This is a genomic window from Pseudomonas sp. FW300-N2F2 (assembly GCF_017351655.1).
GTDB lineage: Bacteria > Pseudomonadota > Gammaproteobacteria > Pseudomonadales > Pseudomonadaceae > Aquipseudomonas > Aquipseudomonas fluorescens_AA.
The window spans coordinates 231,658-250,661 of record NZ_JACNDQ010000004.1 but is presented as its reverse complement, the minus strand read 5'-3'; the positions used below and the strand labels follow the sequence as shown (position 1 = coordinate 250,661).

The 19,004-nt window shown below is 61.9% G+C and carries 18 protein-coding genes; 9 read left to right on the top strand and 9 right to left on the bottom strand.

Annotation, left to right across the window (positions count from 1 at the left end):
* The first annotated feature begins 94 nt into the window (after window positions 1–94).
* Entirely contained in the window at window positions 95–517 is a 423-nt protein-coding gene (locus tag J4E63_RS27800) for a DUF3301 domain-containing protein (RefSeq protein WP_060739962.1), read from the top strand.
* Window positions 518–529: 12 nt separating this feature from the next.
* On the opposite strand, the gene J4E63_RS27795 is transcribed toward J4E63_RS27800, so the two are convergent.
* Window positions 530–1,495: a GTP-binding protein gene (locus J4E63_RS27795; RefSeq protein WP_207283924.1), complete on the bottom strand. Its 966-nt coding sequence runs from the start codon at window positions 1,493–1,495 to the stop codon at window positions 530–532.
* A gap of 27 nt (window positions 1,496–1,522) precedes the next feature.
* On the opposite strand from J4E63_RS27795, the gene J4E63_RS27790 reads away from it, so the two are divergent.
* Window positions 1,523–1,876 carry an NADH:ubiquinone oxidoreductase gene (locus tag J4E63_RS27790; RefSeq protein WP_192261769.1) on the top strand — a complete coding sequence of 118 codons (354 nt, stop codon included), beginning with the start codon at window positions 1,523–1,525 and terminating at the stop codon, window positions 1,874–1,876.
* On the opposite strand, the gene J4E63_RS27785 is transcribed toward J4E63_RS27790, so the two are convergent.
* Entirely contained in the window at window positions 1,873–2,523 is a 651-nt protein-coding gene (locus J4E63_RS27785; RefSeq protein ID WP_207283923.1) for a DUF1826 domain-containing protein, read from the bottom strand. The two genes, J4E63_RS27790 and J4E63_RS27785, sit on opposite strands and share 4 nt — an antisense overlap.
* Window positions 2,523–3,731 (bottom strand): zinc metallochaperone GTPase ZigA, encoded by a 1,209-nt coding sequence (zigA, locus tag J4E63_RS27780; RefSeq protein WP_207283922.1) that lies wholly within the window; start codon window positions 3,729–3,731, stop codon window positions 2,523–2,525. The genes J4E63_RS27785 and zigA overlap by 1 nt, the downstream gene beginning before the upstream one ends.
* Window positions 3,732–3,875: 144 nt before the next feature.
* Here zigA and J4E63_RS27775 point away from each other — a divergent pair, with 144 nt between their 5' ends.
* From J4E63_RS27775 to J4E63_RS27755, 5 genes are all read left to right on the top strand, one after another.
* Window positions 3,876–4,268 carry a glutamine synthetase gene (locus J4E63_RS27775; RefSeq protein WP_207283921.1) on the top strand — a complete coding sequence of 131 codons (393 nt, stop codon included), beginning with the start codon at window positions 3,876–3,878 and terminating at the stop codon, window positions 4,266–4,268.
* A gap of 115 nt (window positions 4,269–4,383) precedes the next feature.
* Complete coding sequence (gene folE2, locus J4E63_RS27770) at window positions 4,384–5,280, top strand: GTP cyclohydrolase FolE2 (RefSeq protein WP_207283920.1); 897 nt, start codon at window positions 4,384–4,386, stop codon at window positions 5,278–5,280.
* Window positions 5,277–5,945 (top strand): metal ABC transporter ATP-binding protein, encoded by a 669-nt coding sequence (locus J4E63_RS27765; RefSeq protein ID WP_192261772.1) that lies wholly within the window; start codon window positions 5,277–5,279, stop codon window positions 5,943–5,945. The genes folE2 and J4E63_RS27765 overlap by 4 nt, the downstream gene beginning before the upstream one ends.
* Window positions 5,945–6,811, top strand: a complete 867-nt coding sequence (locus tag J4E63_RS27760) for a metal ABC transporter permease (RefSeq protein WP_207283919.1) — start codon at window positions 5,945–5,947, stop codon at window positions 6,809–6,811. The genes J4E63_RS27765 and J4E63_RS27760 overlap by 1 nt, the downstream gene beginning before the upstream one ends.
* A gap of 11 nt (window positions 6,812–6,822) precedes the next feature.
* The gene (locus J4E63_RS27755; RefSeq protein WP_207283918.1) at window positions 6,823–7,698 is read left to right on the top strand and encodes a metal ABC transporter substrate-binding protein; all 876 of its coding nucleotides are present in this window, start codon (window positions 6,823–6,825) and stop codon (window positions 7,696–7,698) included.
* A 124-nt stretch (window positions 7,699–7,822) separates the two neighbouring features.
* Here the strand turns inward: J4E63_RS27755 and J4E63_RS27750 are convergent, their stop codons facing one another.
* Window positions 7,823–8,344, bottom strand: a complete 522-nt coding sequence (locus tag J4E63_RS27750; RefSeq protein WP_063323704.1) for a DUF3617 domain-containing protein — start codon at window positions 8,342–8,344, stop codon at window positions 7,823–7,825.
* Window positions 8,345–8,485: 141 nt separating this feature from the next.
* Here J4E63_RS27750 and cls point away from each other — a divergent pair, with 141 nt between their 5' ends.
* Window positions 8,486–9,925 (top strand): cardiolipin synthase, encoded by a 1,440-nt coding sequence (gene cls / locus J4E63_RS27745; RefSeq protein WP_207283917.1) that lies wholly within the window; start codon window positions 8,486–8,488, stop codon window positions 9,923–9,925.
* Here the strand turns inward: cls and cfaB are convergent.
* The 5 genes from cfaB to J4E63_RS27720 all read right to left on the bottom strand — a co-directional run bounded on the left by cfaB (window position 9,922) and on the right by J4E63_RS27720 (window position 17,254).
* Window positions 9,922–11,109 carry a C17 cyclopropane fatty acid synthase CfaB gene (gene cfaB, locus J4E63_RS27740; protein ID WP_207283916.1) on the bottom strand — a complete coding sequence of 396 codons (1,188 nt, stop codon included), beginning with the start codon at window positions 11,107–11,109 and terminating at the stop codon, window positions 9,922–9,924. The genes cls and cfaB overlap by 4 nt on opposite strands.
* A 181-nt stretch (window positions 11,110–11,290) precedes the next feature.
* A complete protein-coding gene (locus tag J4E63_RS27735) occupies window positions 11,291–13,210 on the bottom strand; it encodes a heavy metal translocating P-type ATPase (RefSeq protein ID WP_207283915.1) in 1,920 nt (639 codons plus the stop codon).
* Window positions 13,207–14,259 (bottom strand): protease modulator HflK, encoded by a 1,053-nt coding sequence (gene hflK / locus J4E63_RS27730; RefSeq protein ID WP_060739949.1) that lies wholly within the window; start codon window positions 14,257–14,259, stop codon window positions 13,207–13,209. The genes J4E63_RS27735 and hflK overlap by 4 nt, the downstream gene beginning before the upstream one ends.
* Entirely contained in the window at window positions 14,256–15,296 is a 1,041-nt protein-coding gene (gene hflC, locus J4E63_RS27725; protein WP_207283914.1) for a protease modulator HflC, read from the bottom strand. Before hflC ends, hflK begins: the two co-directional genes overlap by 4 nt.
* The gene (locus J4E63_RS27720) at window positions 15,293–17,254 is read right to left on the bottom strand and encodes a protease modulator HflK (RefSeq protein ID WP_207283913.1); all 1,962 of its coding nucleotides are present in this window, start codon (window positions 17,252–17,254) and stop codon (window positions 15,293–15,295) included. The genes hflC and J4E63_RS27720 overlap by 4 nt, the downstream gene beginning before the upstream one ends.
* A gap of 222 nt (window positions 17,255–17,476) precedes the next feature.
* On the opposite strand from J4E63_RS27720, the gene lpdA reads away from it, so the two are divergent.
* Window positions 17,477–18,877 (top strand): dihydrolipoyl dehydrogenase, encoded by a 1,401-nt coding sequence (gene lpdA, locus J4E63_RS27715; protein ID WP_103307947.1) that lies wholly within the window; start codon window positions 17,477–17,479, stop codon window positions 18,875–18,877.
* The last annotated feature ends 127 nt before the right edge of the window (window positions 18,878–19,004 follow it).

The following is a 19,004-nucleotide window of genomic DNA, read 5'->3' as shown; positions in this document are numbered from 1 at the left end:
AAATTCAAGCCGCGCAGTATGCGACTAAACGCAGCCTGTACGACAGACCGGCGAGACAGTTAAGCTGACAGCAACTTGTTGGAGCACTTCGTTCATGCTGACCCTTGGAAACATCTTCGTGCTGATGCTGCTGGCTACCGGCGGCGCCTGGCTGTGGCACAACCATGGCTTGCGCGAACGGGCGTTGGCGAGGGTCATGCAGCATTGCGCCAACCTCAAGATCGAGCTGCTGGACGGCAATGTGGCGCTGAAAAAAATCGGCTTCGTGAAGGACGCCAATGGACGACGACGCCTGGCTCGCGTCTACAACTTCGAGTTCACCGTCACCGGCGAAAGCCGCCATTCGGGCACCATCACCCAATTTGGTGCCCACAGCGCACATATAGAGCTGGCGCCCTACCCGATGCCCTTCGAAGAAACACCGCCAGCGCCTATCGAACCGGTCCAGACCAGGCCCAGGGCTGAAGTCATCGAATTGAGCCAATGGCGCCAGGAACACAACAAGTGGAAGCCTTGAAACAGGGCTGATTCAGGGACATCGACAACTCACCAGACCGGCTTTCAGGCGATCGACGTCTTGCGGCTGATGGAAAATCAGCTCGACCCGAGAATCCTGGCGCCACTCGCTGGCTTGCCAGCCCAGCGCCGCCCCCTCCAACGCATTGGCTGAAACCCAACCGTCGCGGCTGTGGATAACCATCTTCGCCCGTTTCCAGCCCTGGTCTTGTAGCCATCGCGTCAGCGCCGCCGCGTCGAATCGTTGGCTTGGGTGCCAGCGCCAGCCGATACTCCAGCCTCCGTCCTGCTGCTGATACAGGCAGATGGGTTGCGTCGGGTCGGTCCAGATGGCCGGGATCTGCCCCAGACTCTTGGGCAGGTTCACGTTATCCACAGACCCGCTGCCCTTAGCCCCGAGGCCTGGCAATCGATCGATCGGTAATGCCGCGTGTTGCGTCCAGTACAACGCAGCCCCTGACAGTTGCGCCGTCACCCGTTCGCGATCGGCTTGCGTGAGGCTCTCGGATTTGTTCAGCACCAGCAGTCCGGCATCCGCCAGGGTTTGTCGCTGCGCATCGGGCAAGGGTTTGCCGTCCGCCATCGCCCGGGCATCCAACACCAGCACACAAGGTTGTACCGCGAGCACGCCGAGCCAGGGCGCCTCACTCAGTTGCCGCATCAACTGTGCCGGATGACCCAGGCCCGAGGGTTCGATGAACAGCCGATCCGGCCGGGCCTTGCGCAGCAAACGCCCAAGACCGATCTGAAACGGCGCGCCGTTGACGCAGCACAAGCAGCCGCCGGCCACTTCGCCCAGTGCGATACCATCGCCAGCCTGGGTCAGCAGCGCGGCATCCAGGCCGATCTGGCCGAACTCGTTGATCAGCACCGCCCAGCGTTCATTGACCGGTCGCTGGGCCAGCAGATGCTTGATCAGGCTGGTCTTGCCGGCGCCCAAGGGGCCGGCGATGACATGGGTGGGAATGTGCTGCAACATAATCGACGGCTTTCGATGGAGGTGAATATGCGATTGATCGGCTGGTTGTTACTGGCACTGATGTCGGACCAGGCGCTGGCCCAGGCCTGCGTGGTTCACAGCCAGGCGGAGCGACTCGATGTGAAAGTCTGCCAACAGAACCGCAGCATTCCGCAGAAGCTGTTTGCCGATGGCTTCTGCCAGCCAAACCTTGCCGGCCAGAAGGTCGAGGTGCAATACGTCGATCAATGCCCTGGCGGCGCGTTCGGCGTATGCAGCAACGCCCAGGTCGCCAATATGCCTTACCGCCAGGATATTCACTATTACGGCGTGGCGACCGATGCCGCGTACCTGCAGCCATTTTGCGAAGGGCAAAGCCAAGGCACCTGGCTCAAGCCCTAAGCCAGCCAATCCAGCGTGAGAATCAGGCGACGCTCTCCCGACGCAGGCGCCGGCGAGCGATGGATCAGGCCGAACCCCTCATTACCGTGCCATTTCTCGCCTTTAAGCAAGCCGACATCACCGCAACCAAACTGCTGGATCACGCGCGGATCAACCGGCTCTGCCTCTGGCTGTGCCAGGTACCGACGGTCCATGGCCTCTTCCTTGAGCCACTGGCTGCCGACGCCCGCATAAGTGGTCAGCAGCCGCACCGGTACGTGGTCAACGTGGAAGCGCGGGCACATGGCCTTGTCCAGCGTGCGCAGGCGCAGACCGACACGTTGCGCGTCCAACAGGCAGGCAAACGCACAGACCAGCCAGGAAACATCGGCGATAAAGCCCTCATAGCCCTGCAGGTCACCGAAACCCGCGGCCAGACCGTGCAGCGCTGGCTGGGTGTCTTCCTCTGGCAAATCGAGCACCCGTGATTCAGCCAGCGGCTGGTCCATCGCCAGCACCATGGCCGCAAAATCGCTGATGTGGGCGGGAAGCTGACGCTGCCAGACCGCCAGGTTGGTGCCGTCGTCCAGGATCTGCGTGAATACCCCTGGCGTATCACCTTGGGCCTGTCGTACCTGCGTCGCTCGTTTCAGACTGGGCGCCAGCATCACGCTGCAACCTCTTCATGCCACGGCCCGAACGGATCCGGCAACAAGCGCCAATTTTCGACCCCGAGGGCCATTTCCGCATCGGTGAGCAGGCAAGCATCCAGTTCAGCGGCGAGTTGGCCAAAATCAATGTCCTGACCAATGAAGACCAGCTCCTGGCGGCAATCGCCTGTGGCAGCCAGCCAGTTCTTCATGATCGCCGCGGTGCTCTCTTCGTCCTGCGGCCATTGGTTTTTCGGCACGAACCGCCACCAGCGCCCGGCGAAGCCATGTCGCATCAAGCCGCCAGCCTGAGACCAGCTGCCCGCCTCCTCAGGCTTGCTGGCCAGCCAGAAGAACCCCTTGGAGCGCAGGAGTTTGCCATTGGGCCACGGCCGGTCGATGAAGTTGAAGAACCGCTGGGGATGAAACGGTCGGCGAGCCCGATAAGCGGTCGAGGCGATGCCGTATTCCTCGGTTTCTGGCACGTGCTCACCGCGCAGCTCCTGTAGCCAGCCAGGTGCCTGGGCGGCGCGCTCGAAGTCGAAAAGGCCGGTGTCGAGGATTCTGCCCAGTGGCACCTGCCCCATGACCATGGGAATGATCTGCGCCTGGGCGTTGAGACGCTGCAGAATCGCGGTCAATTCCTCCCGCTCATGCTGGCTGATCAGGTCGATCTTGCTGATCAGAATCACGTCGGCAAACTCGATTTGTTCGACCAGCAGATCGGTGATCGAGCGCTCATCCTCCTCACCCAGGGTTTCGCCCCGTGACGCCAGGCTTTCGGCGGCCTGGTAATCCAGCAGGAAATTCACCCCATCGACCACCGTGACCAGGGTATCGAGTCGCGCCACATCGGCCAGGCTTCGGCCCTCTTCATCGCGAAACGTGAAGGTTTCCGCCACTGGCAGCGGTTCGGAAATACCGGTGGACTCGATCAGCAAGTAGTCGAAACGCCCTTCCCTGGCGAGTTGCCCGACTTCTTCGAGCAAGTCCTCGCGCAACGTGCAGCAGATACAGCCGTTGCTCATTTCCACCAGTTTCTCTTCGGAACGACTCAGGGTGACATCTCGCTGGACTTCGCTGCCATCGATGTTGATCTCGCTCATATCGTTGACGATCACAGCAACCCGCAGGTTGTCGCGATTACGCAGGATGTGATTGAGCAGTGTGCTTTTACCGGCACCGAGGAATCCGGAAAGTACGGTGACGGGAAGACGATTGGGCATCAGGTATATCCTCATCGGGCGGCCGCTTCGATAACGGCTCGTTTCCAGGGTTCGGCTGGGTTCAGGGCCTGGTTATTTTTATGTTATAGTATAACAACACAATTCAACCAGCCCCGCCGCTCCTCATTGGTCTGAGATCCATTCATGCGCAATCCTCTGAATTTTATTTTTGCGGGCTCACTGTTGCTGTGGGCGTTAGGCGCTGCGGCCCAGACTCCGCTCTTGGCAAACTGCACCCGTAGCGCGAATTTGCTGGCGTGTGTGGATATGCAAGGCAATGCCTATAGCGTTGCGACGGCTGGAAACACTCTTTATTTGCGCGGTTTTGAAGCCGCCAGTCGCCGCTATTGGGCGCAAACGAACAGCCGTTATGGTCAGCTCACGTTCTTTACCGGACTGGCGTCGGATGGAGAAAGTTGGGTTGGATATAGCCGGCGTGTGGGCTGGACCACCCTCAATCGTTTTTCCAGCTCGGGCGGTAGCACCGGTGCATTTACATGCGGGCGCATGAACGGGTGCCAGGATTCATCGCGTTAATGTTTCACGTGGAACGTGAACATTCAGGGAGATGAAACTCCTTTCATGGAAAAGGTTTCTTGAAATTAACTGTTATACTATAACATCTAATTTTAACCTTCGATGGGCCTTGACCATGAATGCGTTAACGCTGCCCGATGTGGCTGCGCAGGTTTCACATCAAACCCTGCCCCTTGATTGGGTAGGCATGTGTGGTATCGCAACGCCGGTGTTGATTGATGGCCAGCGCCTCAGCGCAACGGTCGACGCTGGTGTGAGCCTCGATGACAGCGAGGCACGCGGCATTCATATGTCGCGCTTATATCTGGCGCTGGGATTGCTGGAAGAGACGCCACTTTCTCCAGCGCTATTGCGCCGAATCCTGGAGCAATTTCTTGATAGCCATGAAGGCTTATCCCATGCGGCTTCGCTCAGCGTGCATACCAATCTACTGCTCAAACGTCCGGCGTTAATAAGCCCGTTGGCAGGCTGGAAAGGTTATCCGGTGAGCATCGAAGCTCAGTTGAAAAACACAATGTTCCACGTGGAACTAAAAATTCAGATCCCCTATTCCTCGACTTGCCCTTGTTCGGCGGCCCTTGCCCGGCAGTTGATCCAACAGCAATTTGTCGACGACTTCGCTAACAAGAAACTTGAGCATGCCGAAATTCTCGCCTGGCTGGGCTCATCGAACGGCATTGTCGCCACCCCTCATAGCCAGCGCAGCACGGCGACCTTGACCCTGCGTCTGGACACCGCTGTCGACGAATTACCACTGCAGTCATTCATCAACCAAGCCGAAGCAGCCCTTGGCACCGCCGTGCAGACCGCCGTGAAACGCGCCGATGAACAAGCCTTCGCCCTGGCCAACGGGCAAAACCTGATGTTCTGCGAAGACGCCGCGCGGCGATTGAGCACGGCCCTGGCCCGCTCAACGGAGATCACCGCCCTGGATGTACGCGTCGTTCATGCCGAAAGCCTTCATGCCCATGACGCCGTGGCGCAAAGCCGCTGGACCCGGGAGCCATCATGATCGACTGCCAAGCACTGCGCTGGGGTGCACCCGGACAACCCCTCACACCGCCCCTCGCCATGGAGCGACCGGCAGGCAGCCTCACCGCCATCATCGGCGCCAACGGTTCGGGCAAAAGCAGCCTGTTGAAAGTGCTCGCGGGGCTGCAAAAGCCGCTGGCCGGCAAAGTCGCCTTGAATGTTCCACGACGTGGTGGCGTCTCATTCATGCCCCAGCAGCAACATCTGGATCGGCAATTTCCCATCAACTTGCAAGACCTGGTGGCCGCCGGTTCTTGGGGCAATCGCCACACGCCAGCCATGCGTAGACAGTTACTGCAGACCGTACTGGACGATTGGGCATTGAACGGCCTTGAGCAGCGTCCGCTCATGGCGCTGTCGGGAGGCGAGCTGCAACGCGCCCTGCTCGCTCGCCTGAGCCTGGCCGAAGCGCCCTTGCTGTTGCTCGACGAACCCCACGCCGCCCTCGACGAACAAGGCCAGGCGCTACTGTGGAAACACATCCATCGCTGGCACGCAGCAGGCAGGACCATCGTGGTGGTGTGTCATGATCTGGCAGCGGTACGCCAACATGTCCCCCATACGCTGCTGATCAAAAACACCGGCTGCGTGCTGGGCCGCAGTGTCGATTTGATCGCCCAACAACCCCATGCGTGGGTGGCCTGATGCTCGTGGCCACGCATTTCTGGCAACCCTTCCAAGAGTTCGTCTTCATGCGTCGGGCCTTGCTGGGTGGCCTGGTGTTGGCGTGCAGCACGGCGCCGTTGGGTGTGTTCCTGATTCTTCGGCGCATGAGCCTGATCGGTGACGCCGTGGCTCACGGCATCCTGCCCGGCGCCGCCCTGGGCTTCTGGTTTGCCGGGCTGAGCCTGCCGGCCTTGACCCTGGGCGGCCTGGGCGCGGGCCTGAGCATGGCCGGGCTCGCCGCCTGGATTACCCGGCGCACTGGCCTACGAGAGGACGCCAGCCTCGCGGCGATTTATCCCATTTCCCTGGCGGCCGGCGTGTTGATCCTCGGCATGGCCGGCAAACGCCTGGACTTGCTGCACCTGCTGTTTGGCTCGGCCTTGGCGGTGGACGGCCCCACACTCACCGGCATGTTGTGGGTTTCCGGCGCCAGCCTGGTGGCAATGGCGTTGATTTATCGAACGCTGCTGCTCGATACCCTCGACCCGCTGTTCCTGCAAACCGTCAGTCGTCTCGGCCCTTTGGCCCACGGCGTGTTCCTGACATTGGTGGTGCTGAACCTGGTGATCGGTTTCCAGGCCATCGGCGCGTTGATGGTGGTCGGCCTGATGATGCTGCCGGCCGCCGCGTCGCGATTCTGGAGCCGTCGCCTGCCGCTGCTGATGCTGATCGCCGCGCTGCTCGGTTGCCTCTCGGTTTGGCTTGGCCTGCTGTTGTCGTTCTATTACTCACTGCCCAGCGGACCGTCCATCGTTCTGGTGGCGGGCGTGTCGTATCTGCTGTCGGTGGTATTCGGGCCGGTGCACGGTTTGCTGCGCCGCCCGCCCTTGCTCACATCCCAATGAGGTGTTTCCCGATGCGCGTACTGCTCGTGCTAATCAGTCTGATGCTGTCCATGTCCCTGTCCGCCGCCGAAAAACTCCAGGTGGTGACCAGCTTCAGCATCCTCGCCGACATGACCCGACAGGTCGGTGGTGAGCATATTCAAATCACCAACATGGTCGGGCCGGACGCCGATGCACACACCTACGAACCCACCCCAGACGACGCCAAGGCGTTGCTCAGGGCAAAACTGATCATCAAGAATGGCTTGGGCTTCGAGCCGTGGCTGGACCGCCTGGTGACCAGCACCGAAACTGGCGCCCCGGTGATCAGCGCCAGCCGTGGCGTCATCCCCCGGTCACTGGATGAGGACGGCGAGACCATCCCCGACCCGCACGCGTGGCACAACCTGGCGAACGCCGAGCTGTATGTCAGCAACATCACCAAGGCACTGGAAGCTGCCGACCCGGCCAACAAGGCCGACTACGAACGCAACAGTCAGGCATACCTGAAGAAAATCTACGCCCTACTCGCCGAAGCCAAGGCCAAGCTCGGCGCATTGCCTGCCGGTAATCGCAAGATCGTAACGTCCCACGATGCATTCGGTTACCTGGGCCAGGCCTATGGCATCGAGTTCATGGCGCCCCAGGGGTTATCCACCGAACGTGAACCGTCGGCAGCAGAAGTCGCGGCGCTGATTACCCAGATCCGTCAGGCGAAAGTCAAAGCGGTGTTCATGGAAAACATCAAGGACGCGCGCCTGCTCAAGCAGATCGCCGACGAGAGCGGCGCTCACATCGGCGGCACGCTGTACTCCGACGCACTCGCCGCCAGCGGACCGGCGAGCACGTTCACCGGCCTGTTCGAATACAACCTCAATACGTTGTACGAGGCGCTGAGTCGGCCTTAGAGCATTTGTGGGAGCAAGGCTTGCCCGCGATGAACTGTGACGCCCTTGGCGACTCACCGAATTGTCTGCATCGCGAGCAAGCCTGGCTCCCACAGGCTCACCAAGCGATTACTTCAAATGAGCTTCAAGCCCTCGGCTTGACCGTCCCGCAATCCTGCCCCAGCCAGACCGCACGAGTGTCGAGGCTACCGTTCTGCTGGATGCCGGTGGCATTGAACGTGCCGTTGACCTTGGTGGTGAATTCACGATCACTCTGGAATGTCGCGACCCCAGTACCCTGGGCTTTCGGGCAACTGAAGCGAAACTTCCACTGATTGCCGGTGCGCTCGGTGATCTGCTGCTTGCAACCCGATTGCGGGTCTTGCAGCGGAATGTCATTGGTTTGCACCTGCGCCGGGGTCAGGCACACGCGAATGCCTTTACCCCCCATGGTAATCCCCTGCTTTTCCAGCATCGCCCGTTGCTCCGGGGTCATCTGGGTTTGCAACTGGCCAAGGATCAGTTGCAGGTCCGGCAGGTTCTGGTTATCGACCTTCATATTGCTGGTGGTCAATTCCCACAAACCCGGCTGGAGCATCTGCGCCTGAGCCGCCATCGGAACCGACAAACCCATCGCCAAGGCCACACCCAGCAGACGAACATTCATTACACGAACTCCAGAGGACAAGTGGCCGTTAGACGCCGTCCACGGGCTTCGGTTCAGGGCCCGGACCTGTGAATTAAATAGCGACATTCGTCACGGAACATGGTCTGTTAAGCATTGAAACTTCAGGAGCAAGGCTGCCCCATGGATTATTTCGGCCCGCATGTTTTCGGTTACCTGATCGCGCTGCTCCACACCCTGGGTTCCATTGCCGCCGTCCACGCCGTGCTGACGGTGCGCACCGCCCAAGGCTCGATTGCCTGGGCCCTGTCGCTGACCTTCATTCCCTACCTGACGTTGATTCCTTACCTGGTGTTCGGCCGCAGCACGTTCGATGGTTACATCAAGGCGCGCCGGCAAGCCAACGAAGAAATGCGCAAGGCAATCTCCGAATTGAACTGGCGCCCCTGGGTAGAAGAAGCCCTGACCGCTCGCGCCTCCCAAGCCTACGCCTCGTTACGGGCCATGCCGAAACTGGGACGCACACCATGCCTGGCCAATAATCAGGTGCGTTTGCTGGTCAACGGCCACGCCACGTTCGAGGCGATTTTCCAGGCCATCGAACAGGCACGACAGGCCGTGCTAATCCAGTTCTTCATCATCCATGACGACCGCCTCGGTCAACGCTTGCACTCGCTGCTCTTGAAGAAAGCCGCCGAAGGCGTGGCCGTGTACCTGCTCTATGACCGCATTGGCAGCCACTCCCTGCCCCACCGCTACGTGCAAGCCTTGCGCGACGGTGGCGTCCACGTAAAAGCGTTCGCCACCCGCAGCGGCTGGCTCAACCGATTCCAGGTCAACTTTCGCAACCATAGAAAGATCGTGGTGGTGGACGGCGTGCAAGGGTTCGTCGGCGGGCACAACATCGGTGACGAATACATGGGCGATAAACCACCCTTGGCGCCGTGGCGCGACACCCATGTGCAAGTGCGCGGGCCGGTGGTGGCGAGCATGCAAGAGTCGTTCGCCGAAGACTGGTTCTGGGCAGCCCGTTCCCTGCCCCCGCTGATCCTGCCGGACAGCTACCCGGACGATGGTGTGCTTTGCCAGTTGCTGGCCAGCGGCCCGGCCGACGCCTATGAAACCTGCTCGCTGTTTTTCGTCGAGGCCATTCACGCCGCCAGCGAACGCGTCTGGATCACCACGCCCTACTTCATCCCCGACGAAGCGGTGTTCGCAGCCTTGCGCCTGGCGGTACTGCGCGGCGTGGATGTGCGCATCCTGCTGCCCTCGCGGCCCGACCACAAGATCGTCTACGCAGCGTCCAGCCTGTACGCGTTTGAAGCGGTACGGGCCGGTGTGCGGATGTTCCGTTATGGGCCGGGCTTCCTGCATCAGAAAGTGGTGTTGATCGACCGGGAAATCAGCGCCATTGGCAGTGCGAACCTGGACAACCGTTCGTTCCGCTTGAACTTCGAAGTCATGCTGCTCACCGTGGATATCCCGTTCGCCAGTGAGGTCGAGCAAATGCTTGAAGAGGACTTCGCCCAAGCCCAGGAAATCGACAAACAGGAAAGCCGGGAGACCCACCGCCTGCAGAAGATCGGCATGCGGATCGCCCGGCTTATTTCCCCGATTCTTTAAGGGGTGTAGATGTCGTCGCGGGTCCATGGCAGCTCATGGCTACCGTCGGCATGGGCCTTCACCGCCAGGATCTGGTGCAGATTGATCCAGCCCTTGGCGAACGCGTAGGCGCACCCGGCCAGGTACAGACGCCAGATCCGCAATGCCTGCTCCGGCACTTCCTTCGACGCTGCCTCGAGATTGTCCTCCAGGCGTTCACTCCAGTGATCGAGCGTGCGCGCATAGTGCGTGCGCAAGCTTTCCACATCGACGATCTCCAGCCCCGCTTCACTGATCTGCGCGGAAATCATCGACAGGTGCGGCAGCTCGCCGTTGGGGAATACGTACTTCTCAATGAACTCGCCCGCGCCGCGACCGACCGGACGCCCGTCGGTGTGCTTGGCGGTGATGCCATGGTTCATCACCAGCCCACCTTCGCGCACGGCGCCGAACAGCGTCTTGCAGTACTGCTCGAGGTTGGCGTGGCCGACATGCTCGAACATACCCACGCTGACCACTTTGTCGAAGCGGCCGTCCTGGGGCAGGTCGCGGTAGTCCAGCAGTTGCAACTCGACCTGATCCTCCAGGCCTTCGGCCTTGACCCGTTCCCGGGCCAACGCCAGCTGCGCCTTGCTCAGGGTAATGCCGAAGACTTTGGCACCAAACTCCCGCGCGGCATAACGCGCCAGGCCGCCCCATCCGCAACCGACATCCAGCAGGTAGTCACCCGGTTGCAATCGCAGCTTGCGACACAGGTGGCGAAACTTGGCTTGCTGGGCCTGCTCGAGGGTTTCGCTGCCCGTCTCGAAATAGGCACAGGAATAGGCCATGTCGCTGTCGAGCCATAGCTGATAAAACGCGTTGGAAAGATCGTAGTGGTAGGAGATCGCCTTGGCGTCGGTTTCCTTGTCGTGGACCGAGCGCACCGGCTGGTTGTCGGGATCGTCCTCGACCAAGGCCTGGCTCAATTCATCGCAGACCCGAATGACTTCGTGGATCGGGCCTTCGAGTTCCAGTTTGCCTTCGACAAACGCCGCCCCCAATGCGTCCAGGCTGGGGTGAGTGAATTGCGCGACCATTTGTGGGTCCTTGACCACAATCGTGACGCTGGGGTCGGCCCCCAGTGAAAATTCATGGCCATCCCAGAGCCGCAGCCGAAGCGGTAAATGCAGATTCTGTAAGGCCGGTGGAAGTTGCGCGAGCATGGAAAATCCCCCTTGTTTCAGACGTCTGAAATGAGGGTAGACCATGCTAGAAAAATAGCAGGCTATCGAATTTATAGCCTTTTTCTATCGCTGTCCCAAATCACTCCTGTGGCGGGTAACTCCTGCGCTGGCACGCCCTCTCCAATAGCAGACTGCAAGTACAACGCACAGTTCGCTGACCCTACCCAACGGTGCCCTTCGCTTGGATCTTGAGCAGTGGCTCCTGGAACCGCAGCAAGCGCCCGGCATTACCTAACACTAGCAGGGTACTGAGATTGTGCAGCAACGCAGCGATCATCGCCCCCGCCGCGCCAAGCCAGCCGAAGGCGGCAAAGGCAACGATGGCCAGCGTCCAGCCCAGGCCAATGATCACGTTGACCTGCAACGTGCGCCGACACTGGCGACTCAGTCGCACGCAGGTGCCGAGGCGCCGCAGGTCGCTGCCGATCAGCACGATGTCTGCTGACGCCAAGGCGATGTCTGCACCTCCGGCTCCCATGGCGACGCCCACCACACCGGCCTTGAGCGCCAGGGAGTCGTTGATGCCATCGCCCACCACCATCGGGCGGAACCCATGGTCGATTTCAGCCATGACCCGCTTGAGTTTGTCTTCCGGCAAGGCCTGGGCTTGCACATCGCCGATGCCGACATCCCGGGCCAGGGTCGTGGCCACGCTCTGGCGGTCGCCGGTCAACAGCAACTGACGGCCCAGACCCAACTCGCGCAACTCGGCCATGGCCACCTGTGCCTCCGGCTTGACGCTGTCGGCCAACAGCAACCAGGCGAGGAACTGCCCATCCAGCGCCAGACCGGCAATCGGGCCGTCGTGCTCAGGAACCGCTGGGGTTTGAATGCCCAACTGTGCAAACAACTCCGGCCGACCGAGGGCCGCTTCGCCCTGAGCCGTCATCGCGACCACCCCCAACCCTTGGCGCTCACGAATGTCCGTCAGGGCCAGGCAGTTGTCCTGTTCCACCAGCCCCGCCAAGGCACGACTGACCGGATGACTGCTGGCCGACCCGAGGCTGGCAGCCAGCGGCAGCAACAACGATGCGTGAGCATCCTGGGCAGGTTCGATGGATTGCAGGCGCAGCACGCCATAGGTCAAGGTACCCGTCTTGTCGACGACCAACGAGGTCAGGTCCGCCAGTTCCTCCAGGAAGGCCGAGCTGCGGATCAGGATCCCGTGGCGCGCCGCCACCGCGATCCCGGCAATGGCGGTGGCCGGCGCCGACAGCACCAACGCGCAGGGACACGCCGCCACCAATACCGCCAACATCGCCTGGGCATCGTTGGTCACGAACCAGGTCACTGCCGCCAGCAACAACACCAATACCAGGTAACTGCCGGCGTAGCGTTCCAGCAAACGGGTGATGGGTGGCTTGGAGCGTTCGGCGTTTTGCATCAGGGCGATGACCTTGCCCAAGGTGGACTCTTCGCCAGTACGGGTCACCTCCAGGCGCAGCAGGCCATCGAGGTTGATCGCACCACCGAAGACTTCCGTGCCGACCACCGCCTCCAGCGGCACCGACTCACCGGTGATGGGCGCGGTGTCGAGGCTGGCCTGGCCGGACAACACCCGACCATCGGCCGGCACCCGGTCACCCGCGCGCACCTCCACGACATCGCCGGCCTGGAGCGTCGCATTGTCGACGTCGATGATCGAGCCGTCGGCCTGTACCTTGCGACCTTGGCTGCGGGTCAGTTGGCCAAGGGCATGGATCGCCTCTTGGGAACCGATGACACTGCGCTCTTCCAGCACATGGCCGAAGATCATGATGATCGGCAGCAACGCCGCGGTCAGCAGATCGCCGGTGGCCCAGGCGCCGAGCATCGCCAGGGCGATCAGTTGGTCAGTGATTCCGTGCAGGCTTGGGTACCGCAAGCTGTACCAGGCCGAACGCATCACCGGCACCGCCACCAACAGCGAGGCGAACCCCAACAGCAGTTGGCTGACGCCGCTCTGCTCTGGCGACCAACCGCGCCAGGCCAGGCCCAACGCGAGCAAGCCGAGAGCGAGCATCGCCAAGGTCAGTTGCCGGGCGGCGATGCGTTGCTCCGCCGAGGACAACACCGGTACAGCGGGTGTTCGAGCGGTCATTGGCCGGCTCCCTGGATGATCAGCCGAGAATCGTCTTTCGGGTCGACCGTGGTCACTGAACCGGCCTGGCGAAGGATGGCAGGCATGCGTTCGCGATACAGGCGCAGCAGCATTTGCGGATCGCTGCCCTGGGTCTTCGCCAGCCCGAGCACCGTGGCCGTGTCGGCCGAAGCCTTGGCAAGCCGCTCGCTGGCCTGGGCATGGGCGACTTGCACGGCACGGTCAGCGTCCTGGCGGGCGACCTGGGTGAGTTTTTCCGCTTCAGTCCGTGCGTTGGCCACGGCTTTGTCGGCCTGCTGGCTGGCGGTCAGTACCGCGTTAAAAGCACTCACCGCCGGCCCGGGCAGACTCGATTGCACGTCGACCCGCACCACTTCGATGCCCAGCCCCTGCCCCGTCGCCGCCAGGTCAGCCAGGCGTCGGTTAAGCCCCTGAACCAGATCGCCTCGCAAGCGCTCGCGGCGCTCGGCCGCCTGGTTGTCACTGCCCATCAGTTCGGGGCGAGCCACCAGAATGGTGTCCAGGTCCCGGGCCGCGGTCAGGGCCACGGCACTGCGGGTCGCCAGTCGATCCAGTGCCGGCAGGACATGTTCGCCTTGCAAGACGAAAGCGTAAGGGTCCGTGACCTTATAGAACACCCGCACATCCAGTTGCACCACACCGGCATCACCGGTCAATAAATAACCAGAGCCGGCCAATGCATCGCTGACCGGCGTGGCGAAACTGGCCACACGATCAGCCTGCAAGGCCGCGTCCGAGCGCAGCAGGTTTTCCACCCGCCGTTCCAGCACCCGATCCGCTGCTGGCAGCAGGATCACTTGTTCCACGGGGCGCGGCCAAGCCAGCAAGAGGCCGGCATTCTGGATACGATCCAAGGCGCCGAAGTGCAGCACCACCGCACGACTCTGCGGGTCGATCTGGCGCACGTTGGAAAAGACCCAGGCCAACGCCGCCAACACCGTGACAGCGTAAAGCGCTAGAAACGCCAAACGCCCGGCCTGGATCCACGGACTGGATAACGCATTTGTTCCACGTGGAACCAAACTCATGGTTGTGTTCCACCTTTGCCGTCCATGGAAGCAGGACCGTCCACCAGGACACGGAATGGTGCGGCATCGGTGCGCAAAATCAGCTTGGTGCCTGGGCTGACGATGGTGCCCAAGGTGTCCAGCGAACGGAGCAGGTTGTAGAGCTGGGGAGAGCCGGCGTATGCCCGGCCATAAATTTCGGCCGCGTCTACCCGGGATTGCGCCTCGATATCAGCGGCCTTTACCGTGGCATCGGCTTGCACGACGCGGGCATCACGTTCTGCGGCGGAGCGAATCTGCGCCGCTTCGCGCTTGCCGATGGCGGTGCGTTCGGTGGCGATGGTTTCGCGCTCGGCTCGCATGCGGTCGACCGTTGCAGTCAGCGTTACCGATGGCAACGTCAGGCGTTCGATACCGACTTGCAACACCCGTACACCGTAAGTGGTGAGCAACTGTTGATCGATCTGCTGACGCAACTGCGCTTCGAAATCGGCAATGCGTACTTGGCTGGCATCGGTGTTGACCAGGTTCGCCAGGTCAAAACTGGCGGCCGTGGTTTCCAGCGCGGAGCCGACAAATGTGCGGATCTGCCGCGCAGCTTCGTCCGGTTGGTTCTGCACCGCGCGCATGAAACGCTGCACGTTGTCCGGGTCACCCTGGACCTGCCAGGCCACGTAGGCCTGGACAATGATCCGCAGTCCATCGCGGGTACCGACATCCTGCAGGCCGCTTGAGGTGGTGCGCAATCGCAGGTCCACCGGGATCGCCGCCTCGAATGGCGCCGGCCAGCGCCACCCCAGGCCAGGTTGCAGCAGCACCCGGGCCGGATTGCCGAAACGGGTAATGACCGTGGCCTCCCCCGACCGCACTTGCACCAGGCTCGCGGCCGCGACGGCAAAGGCCACCAGCAACACGGCCCAGCCCATCCGTCGCCAAGGAAATGGCCCGGCTTGCTGCGGGTCGCCGTGATGGTGGTGATGATGACCATGGTGATGACCGGCATGGCCGTGATCGTGACCGGCGTGGTCGTGGTGACCGTGTGAAGAGGACTGGCTCAATGGGCAGCTCCTGGCGGGACAGGGTTACGCGGCGACGCGGGGTCGGCCGGCAGCGTGAAGGTTCGCAAGTCGATGGTCGGCGCGTTGCTGCTACCGCCCAGGCGATGATCGAGAATCAGCAACTGGGCATTGCCGAGGCCCTGGCTCAGTTGGCTCAAATAATGTTCCAGCACAAAAGCGTGCCCCGCCGTGGCGTAGGCTTTGCGGTCGGCGTTGAAACGCAAATCGGCAGCCCGGGCGGTCGCGTTGATTTCCCGCGCAGTGGCAATGGCCCGGTCATGGGCGATGCTGGCTTGCAATTGCGCCTGGTTGGTCTGTTCCGCCGCCGCGCCACGCTCCCGGGCGATCAATGCCTGGGCGCCGATCTGCGCGGCCTGCACGCCGTGGTAGGCATTGGCCGCACCGGCCGGCGGATGAATCGCCTCCACCACCGTCGCCAGGATTTCCACACCGCTGTCGAGGGATTGCAGATCAGCCTGGACAGCGCGACCGATTTCGTCGGCCAGGCTCACGCGGTCGGCACCCAGCAAACCATCCAACGTACGCGAGGCAAACTCATGCACCAGGATGCGGCTGGCAGTGCTGCGGATCAGCGTCGGCACATCGGCGCTGTTGTAAGTCGCCGCCAATGCCGCGGCATCCGTCAGGCCGATGCGATAGACAAAACGCACATCCATGTTGACGATCTGGAAGCTCTGCTGGTCGGCACGACGGCTGGCAATGACCTGGGATTTGTCGTTCACATGGCTGGCGTCCCATAACCGATTGGCAATGGCCGGTGCCGGCCCCTCCGCCGCTTCAGCCTCGACCTCTGCACGACTCTGCGCGACGCTGGTCGCCAGTTCATGCACAACGCCATTCTCGACGTTGAGCACCCTGCCCCACGGCCAAGGCAACGCGACATGCAAGCCGGGACCGAACACCTCTACCGGTTTACCGAAGCGCTCATAGATACCCCGCCCCTGCAGCGGCACTTCGTGCACACCTGTCAACAACCACCCCACCATCGCCACCAACGCCAACACTGGCAAAAAAGCCCGACGCATGTAGCTGAAGGCCCAGATCTGGCGCAGGTCGATGCCGAAACGGTTATGCAGTTCATGCTGCAAGGCCAGCCACGGTTGCGGCGGCCAGCGCAGCAGATCGGCGATAACACTGCGGCCCAGCAGCGTCGGTTCCAGGGCGTCCCGGCGCGGGATGAACAACGATAGCACCGCGCGCAACAACAACTCCGCCGCCACCAGCCCCGGCAACAGCCCCATCAGCACCGCCAGGCGCACCGGCCAGATGGACGTTTCTGCAGCGAACAGCAAGCACAAGGCGCCAAGCACCAGCACGATGATCGCCACCCGCGTCAGTTGCGCCAGCGCTGGTGCTTCCGGCCATTCCACGGGGGACTGCTGGGCCAATTGCCGCTCGAACACCAATAACCCGAACGCCAACAGCAACGACAGCACCGCCCCCACGCTGGCCGAAACACCGAGGGCGGCAGCCGTCAATTGCAAGTCCCAGGCGTGCTCAAGGCCCAGCACTACCAGTACGGCCCAACCGGCCAGCCACAACGCGGGCGCACCGATTTGCTTGAGCAGGCCGACCGAACGGGCACCGATGCGCTCCAGCAGCCGCTCATACCAACCCAAGTTATCAACAGGCTCGTTTTCCGTCGGCAGGTTATCCACAGCCGGCCACAATGCCCTGCTGCGCCATTGCGTCACCCACCAGGCGGATTGCAAGCCGGCCACCAACACCAACAGTCCCGCACTTTGGCTGACCAGCAAGACCGGCCACAGCGATTGCGGCGAAAACACCCCGATAAAAAACGCCAGGACCAGACCCAATCCCGCCACGCCTCCCAAGGCGCAGGCGATCCGCTTCAAGCGGCGCCCTTGAAACGACGCTCGCTGGAAACGCGGCCATTCGGCCACTTGTGCCCCCTCGATATCTAGATCGACTTGCATACCACCCCAGCTTTCGTGGCGATCAAAATCCGGGCCTGTGGGCAGACGCCACCGCCGCTCCCGTTATATGCCGTTACCTTATAACGATTACTGTGAAATTTCCGTTTTGAATTCTTCATGACAAGGCCCACGCCGACCTCTTGACTTAAGCCTTGACCGGAATCTCTGGAAACGCTCATATTACGCCCATAATTTTTTATCAGGCCAAGCGGGAGAACAGCGATGAGCAACTACGACGTGGTCATTCTGGGCGGTGGACCCGGCGGGTATAACGCGGCGATTCGGGCCGGGCAGTTAGGGTTGAAGGCCGCCTGTGTCGAAGGTCGAGCCACCTTGGGCGGCACCTGCCTGAACGTCGGCTGCATGCCCTCCAAGGCCTTGTTGCACGCTTCGGAACTGTACGAAGCGGCCACGGGAACGGAGTTCGCCAACTTGGGCATTGAGGTCAGCCCTACCCTCAATCTTGCGCAAATGATGAAGCAGAAAGACGAAAGCGTGACGGGCCTGACCAAGGGCATCGAGTTTCTGTTTCGCAAGAACAAGGTCGACTGGATCAGAGGCTGGGGCCACATCGACGGGCCGGGCAAGGTGACCGTCACCGGTGACGATGGCAGCAAGACCGAACTCACCGCCAAGGACATCGTCATCGCCACCGGCTCGGAACCCATGCCGCTGCCAGGCGTGACCATCGACAACCAGCGCATCCTCGACTCCACCGGCGCCTTGTCCCTGGGAGAGGTGCCCCGACATCTGGTGGTGATCGGCGCTGGCGTCATCGGCCTCGAGCTGGGCTCGGTCTGGCGGCGCCTGGGCGCCCAGGTGACCGTGGTGGAATACCTCGATCGCATCTGCCCGGGCGTGGACGGCGAGGCCGGCAAGACCTTGCAACGGGCCTTGGCTAAACAAGGTATCCAGTTCAAGTTGAGTTCGAAGGTCACCGGCGCCACGACCTCGGCCAGCGGTGTGCAATTGCAGATCGAACCGGCGGCGGGCGGCGAAGCACAGTCCCTGGACGCCGATTACGTGCTGGTCGCCATTGGTCGACGGCCCTACACGCAAGGGCTGGGGTTGGAAAACGTCGGGTTGAGCACCGATAAACGCGGCATGCTCGCCAACCAGCATCACCGTACCGAAGCACCCGGCGTCTGGGTGATCGGCGACGTGACGGCCGGACCGATGCTGGCCCACAAGGCCGAAGACGAAGCCATGGCCTGCATCGAACAGATCGCCGGCAAGGCCGCCGAGGTTAACTATGCGCTGATCCCCAGCGTCATCTACACCCGTCCGGAGCTGGCCAGCGTCGGCCAGACCGAGGAACAGCTCAAGGCCGAAGGCCGCGCCTACAAGGTCGGCAAGTTTCCGTTCACGGCCAACAGCCGGGCCAAGATCAACCACGAGACCGAAGGGTTCGCCAAGGTCCTGGCCGATGAGCGCACCGATGAAATCCTTGGCGTGCACCTGGTGGGCCCGAGCGTCAGTGAGATGATCGGGGAGTACTGCGTGGCCATGGAGTTCAGCGCCTCGGCCGAGGACATCGCCCTGACCTGCCACCCGCACCCTACCCGTTCGGAGGCGTTGCGCCAGGCGGCCATGAATGTGGAGGGGATGGCGACGCAGATGTAGGAACAACGCTCCACGGGCGATAACACCCGCCCCTGTGGGAGCGAGCCTGCTCGCGATGAGGTCATTCATAGGCACTGGTAGTGCCTGCAATGCCGCTATCGCGAGCAAGCTCGCTCCCACAATGGGT

Coding starts and splice junctions, on each gene's coding strand:
- J4E63_RS27800 (WP_060739962.1), top strand. CDS start 95: ATGCTGACCCTTGGAAACATCTTCGTGCTGATGCTGCTGGCTACCGGC.
- J4E63_RS27795 (WP_207283924.1), bottom strand. CDS start 1,495: ATGTTGCAGCACATTCCCACCCATGTCATCGCCGGCCCCTTGGGCGCC.
- J4E63_RS27790 (WP_192261769.1), top strand. CDS start 1,523: ATGCGATTGATCGGCTGGTTGTTACTGGCACTGATGTCGGACCAGGCG.
- J4E63_RS27785 (WP_207283923.1), bottom strand. CDS start 2,523: ATGCTGGCGCCCAGTCTGAAACGAGCGACGCAGGTACGACAGGCCCAA.
- zigA (WP_207283922.1), bottom strand. CDS start 3,731: ATGCCCAATCGTCTTCCCGTCACCGTACTTTCCGGATTCCTCGGTGCC.
- J4E63_RS27775 (WP_207283921.1), top strand. CDS start 3,876: ATGCGCAATCCTCTGAATTTTATTTTTGCGGGCTCACTGTTGCTGTGG.
- folE2 (WP_207283920.1), top strand. CDS start 4,384: ATGAATGCGTTAACGCTGCCCGATGTGGCTGCGCAGGTTTCACATCAA.
- J4E63_RS27765 (WP_192261772.1), top strand. CDS start 5,277: ATGATCGACTGCCAAGCACTGCGCTGGGGTGCACCCGGACAACCCCTC.
- J4E63_RS27760 (WP_207283919.1), top strand. CDS start 5,945: ATGCTCGTGGCCACGCATTTCTGGCAACCCTTCCAAGAGTTCGTCTTC.
- J4E63_RS27755 (WP_207283918.1), top strand. CDS start 6,823: ATGCGCGTACTGCTCGTGCTAATCAGTCTGATGCTGTCCATGTCCCTG.
- J4E63_RS27750 (WP_063323704.1), bottom strand. CDS start 8,344: ATGAATGTTCGTCTGCTGGGTGTGGCCTTGGCGATGGGTTTGTCGGTT.
- cls (WP_207283917.1), top strand. CDS start 8,486: ATGGATTATTTCGGCCCGCATGTTTTCGGTTACCTGATCGCGCTGCTC.
- cfaB (WP_207283916.1), bottom strand. CDS start 11,109: ATGCTCGCGCAACTTCCACCGGCCTTACAGAATCTGCATTTACCGCTT.
- J4E63_RS27735 (WP_207283915.1), bottom strand. CDS start 13,210: ATGACCGCTCGAACACCCGCTGTACCGGTGTTGTCCTCGGCGGAGCAA.
- hflK (WP_060739949.1), bottom strand. CDS start 14,259: ATGAGTTTGGTTCCACGTGGAACAAATGCGTTATCCAGTCCGTGGATC.
- J4E63_RS27720 (WP_207283913.1), bottom strand. CDS start 17,254: ATGCAAGTCGATCTAGATATCGAGGGGGCACAAGTGGCCGAATGGCCG.
- lpdA (WP_103307947.1), top strand. CDS start 17,477: ATGAGCAACTACGACGTGGTCATTCTGGGCGGTGGACCCGGCGGGTAT.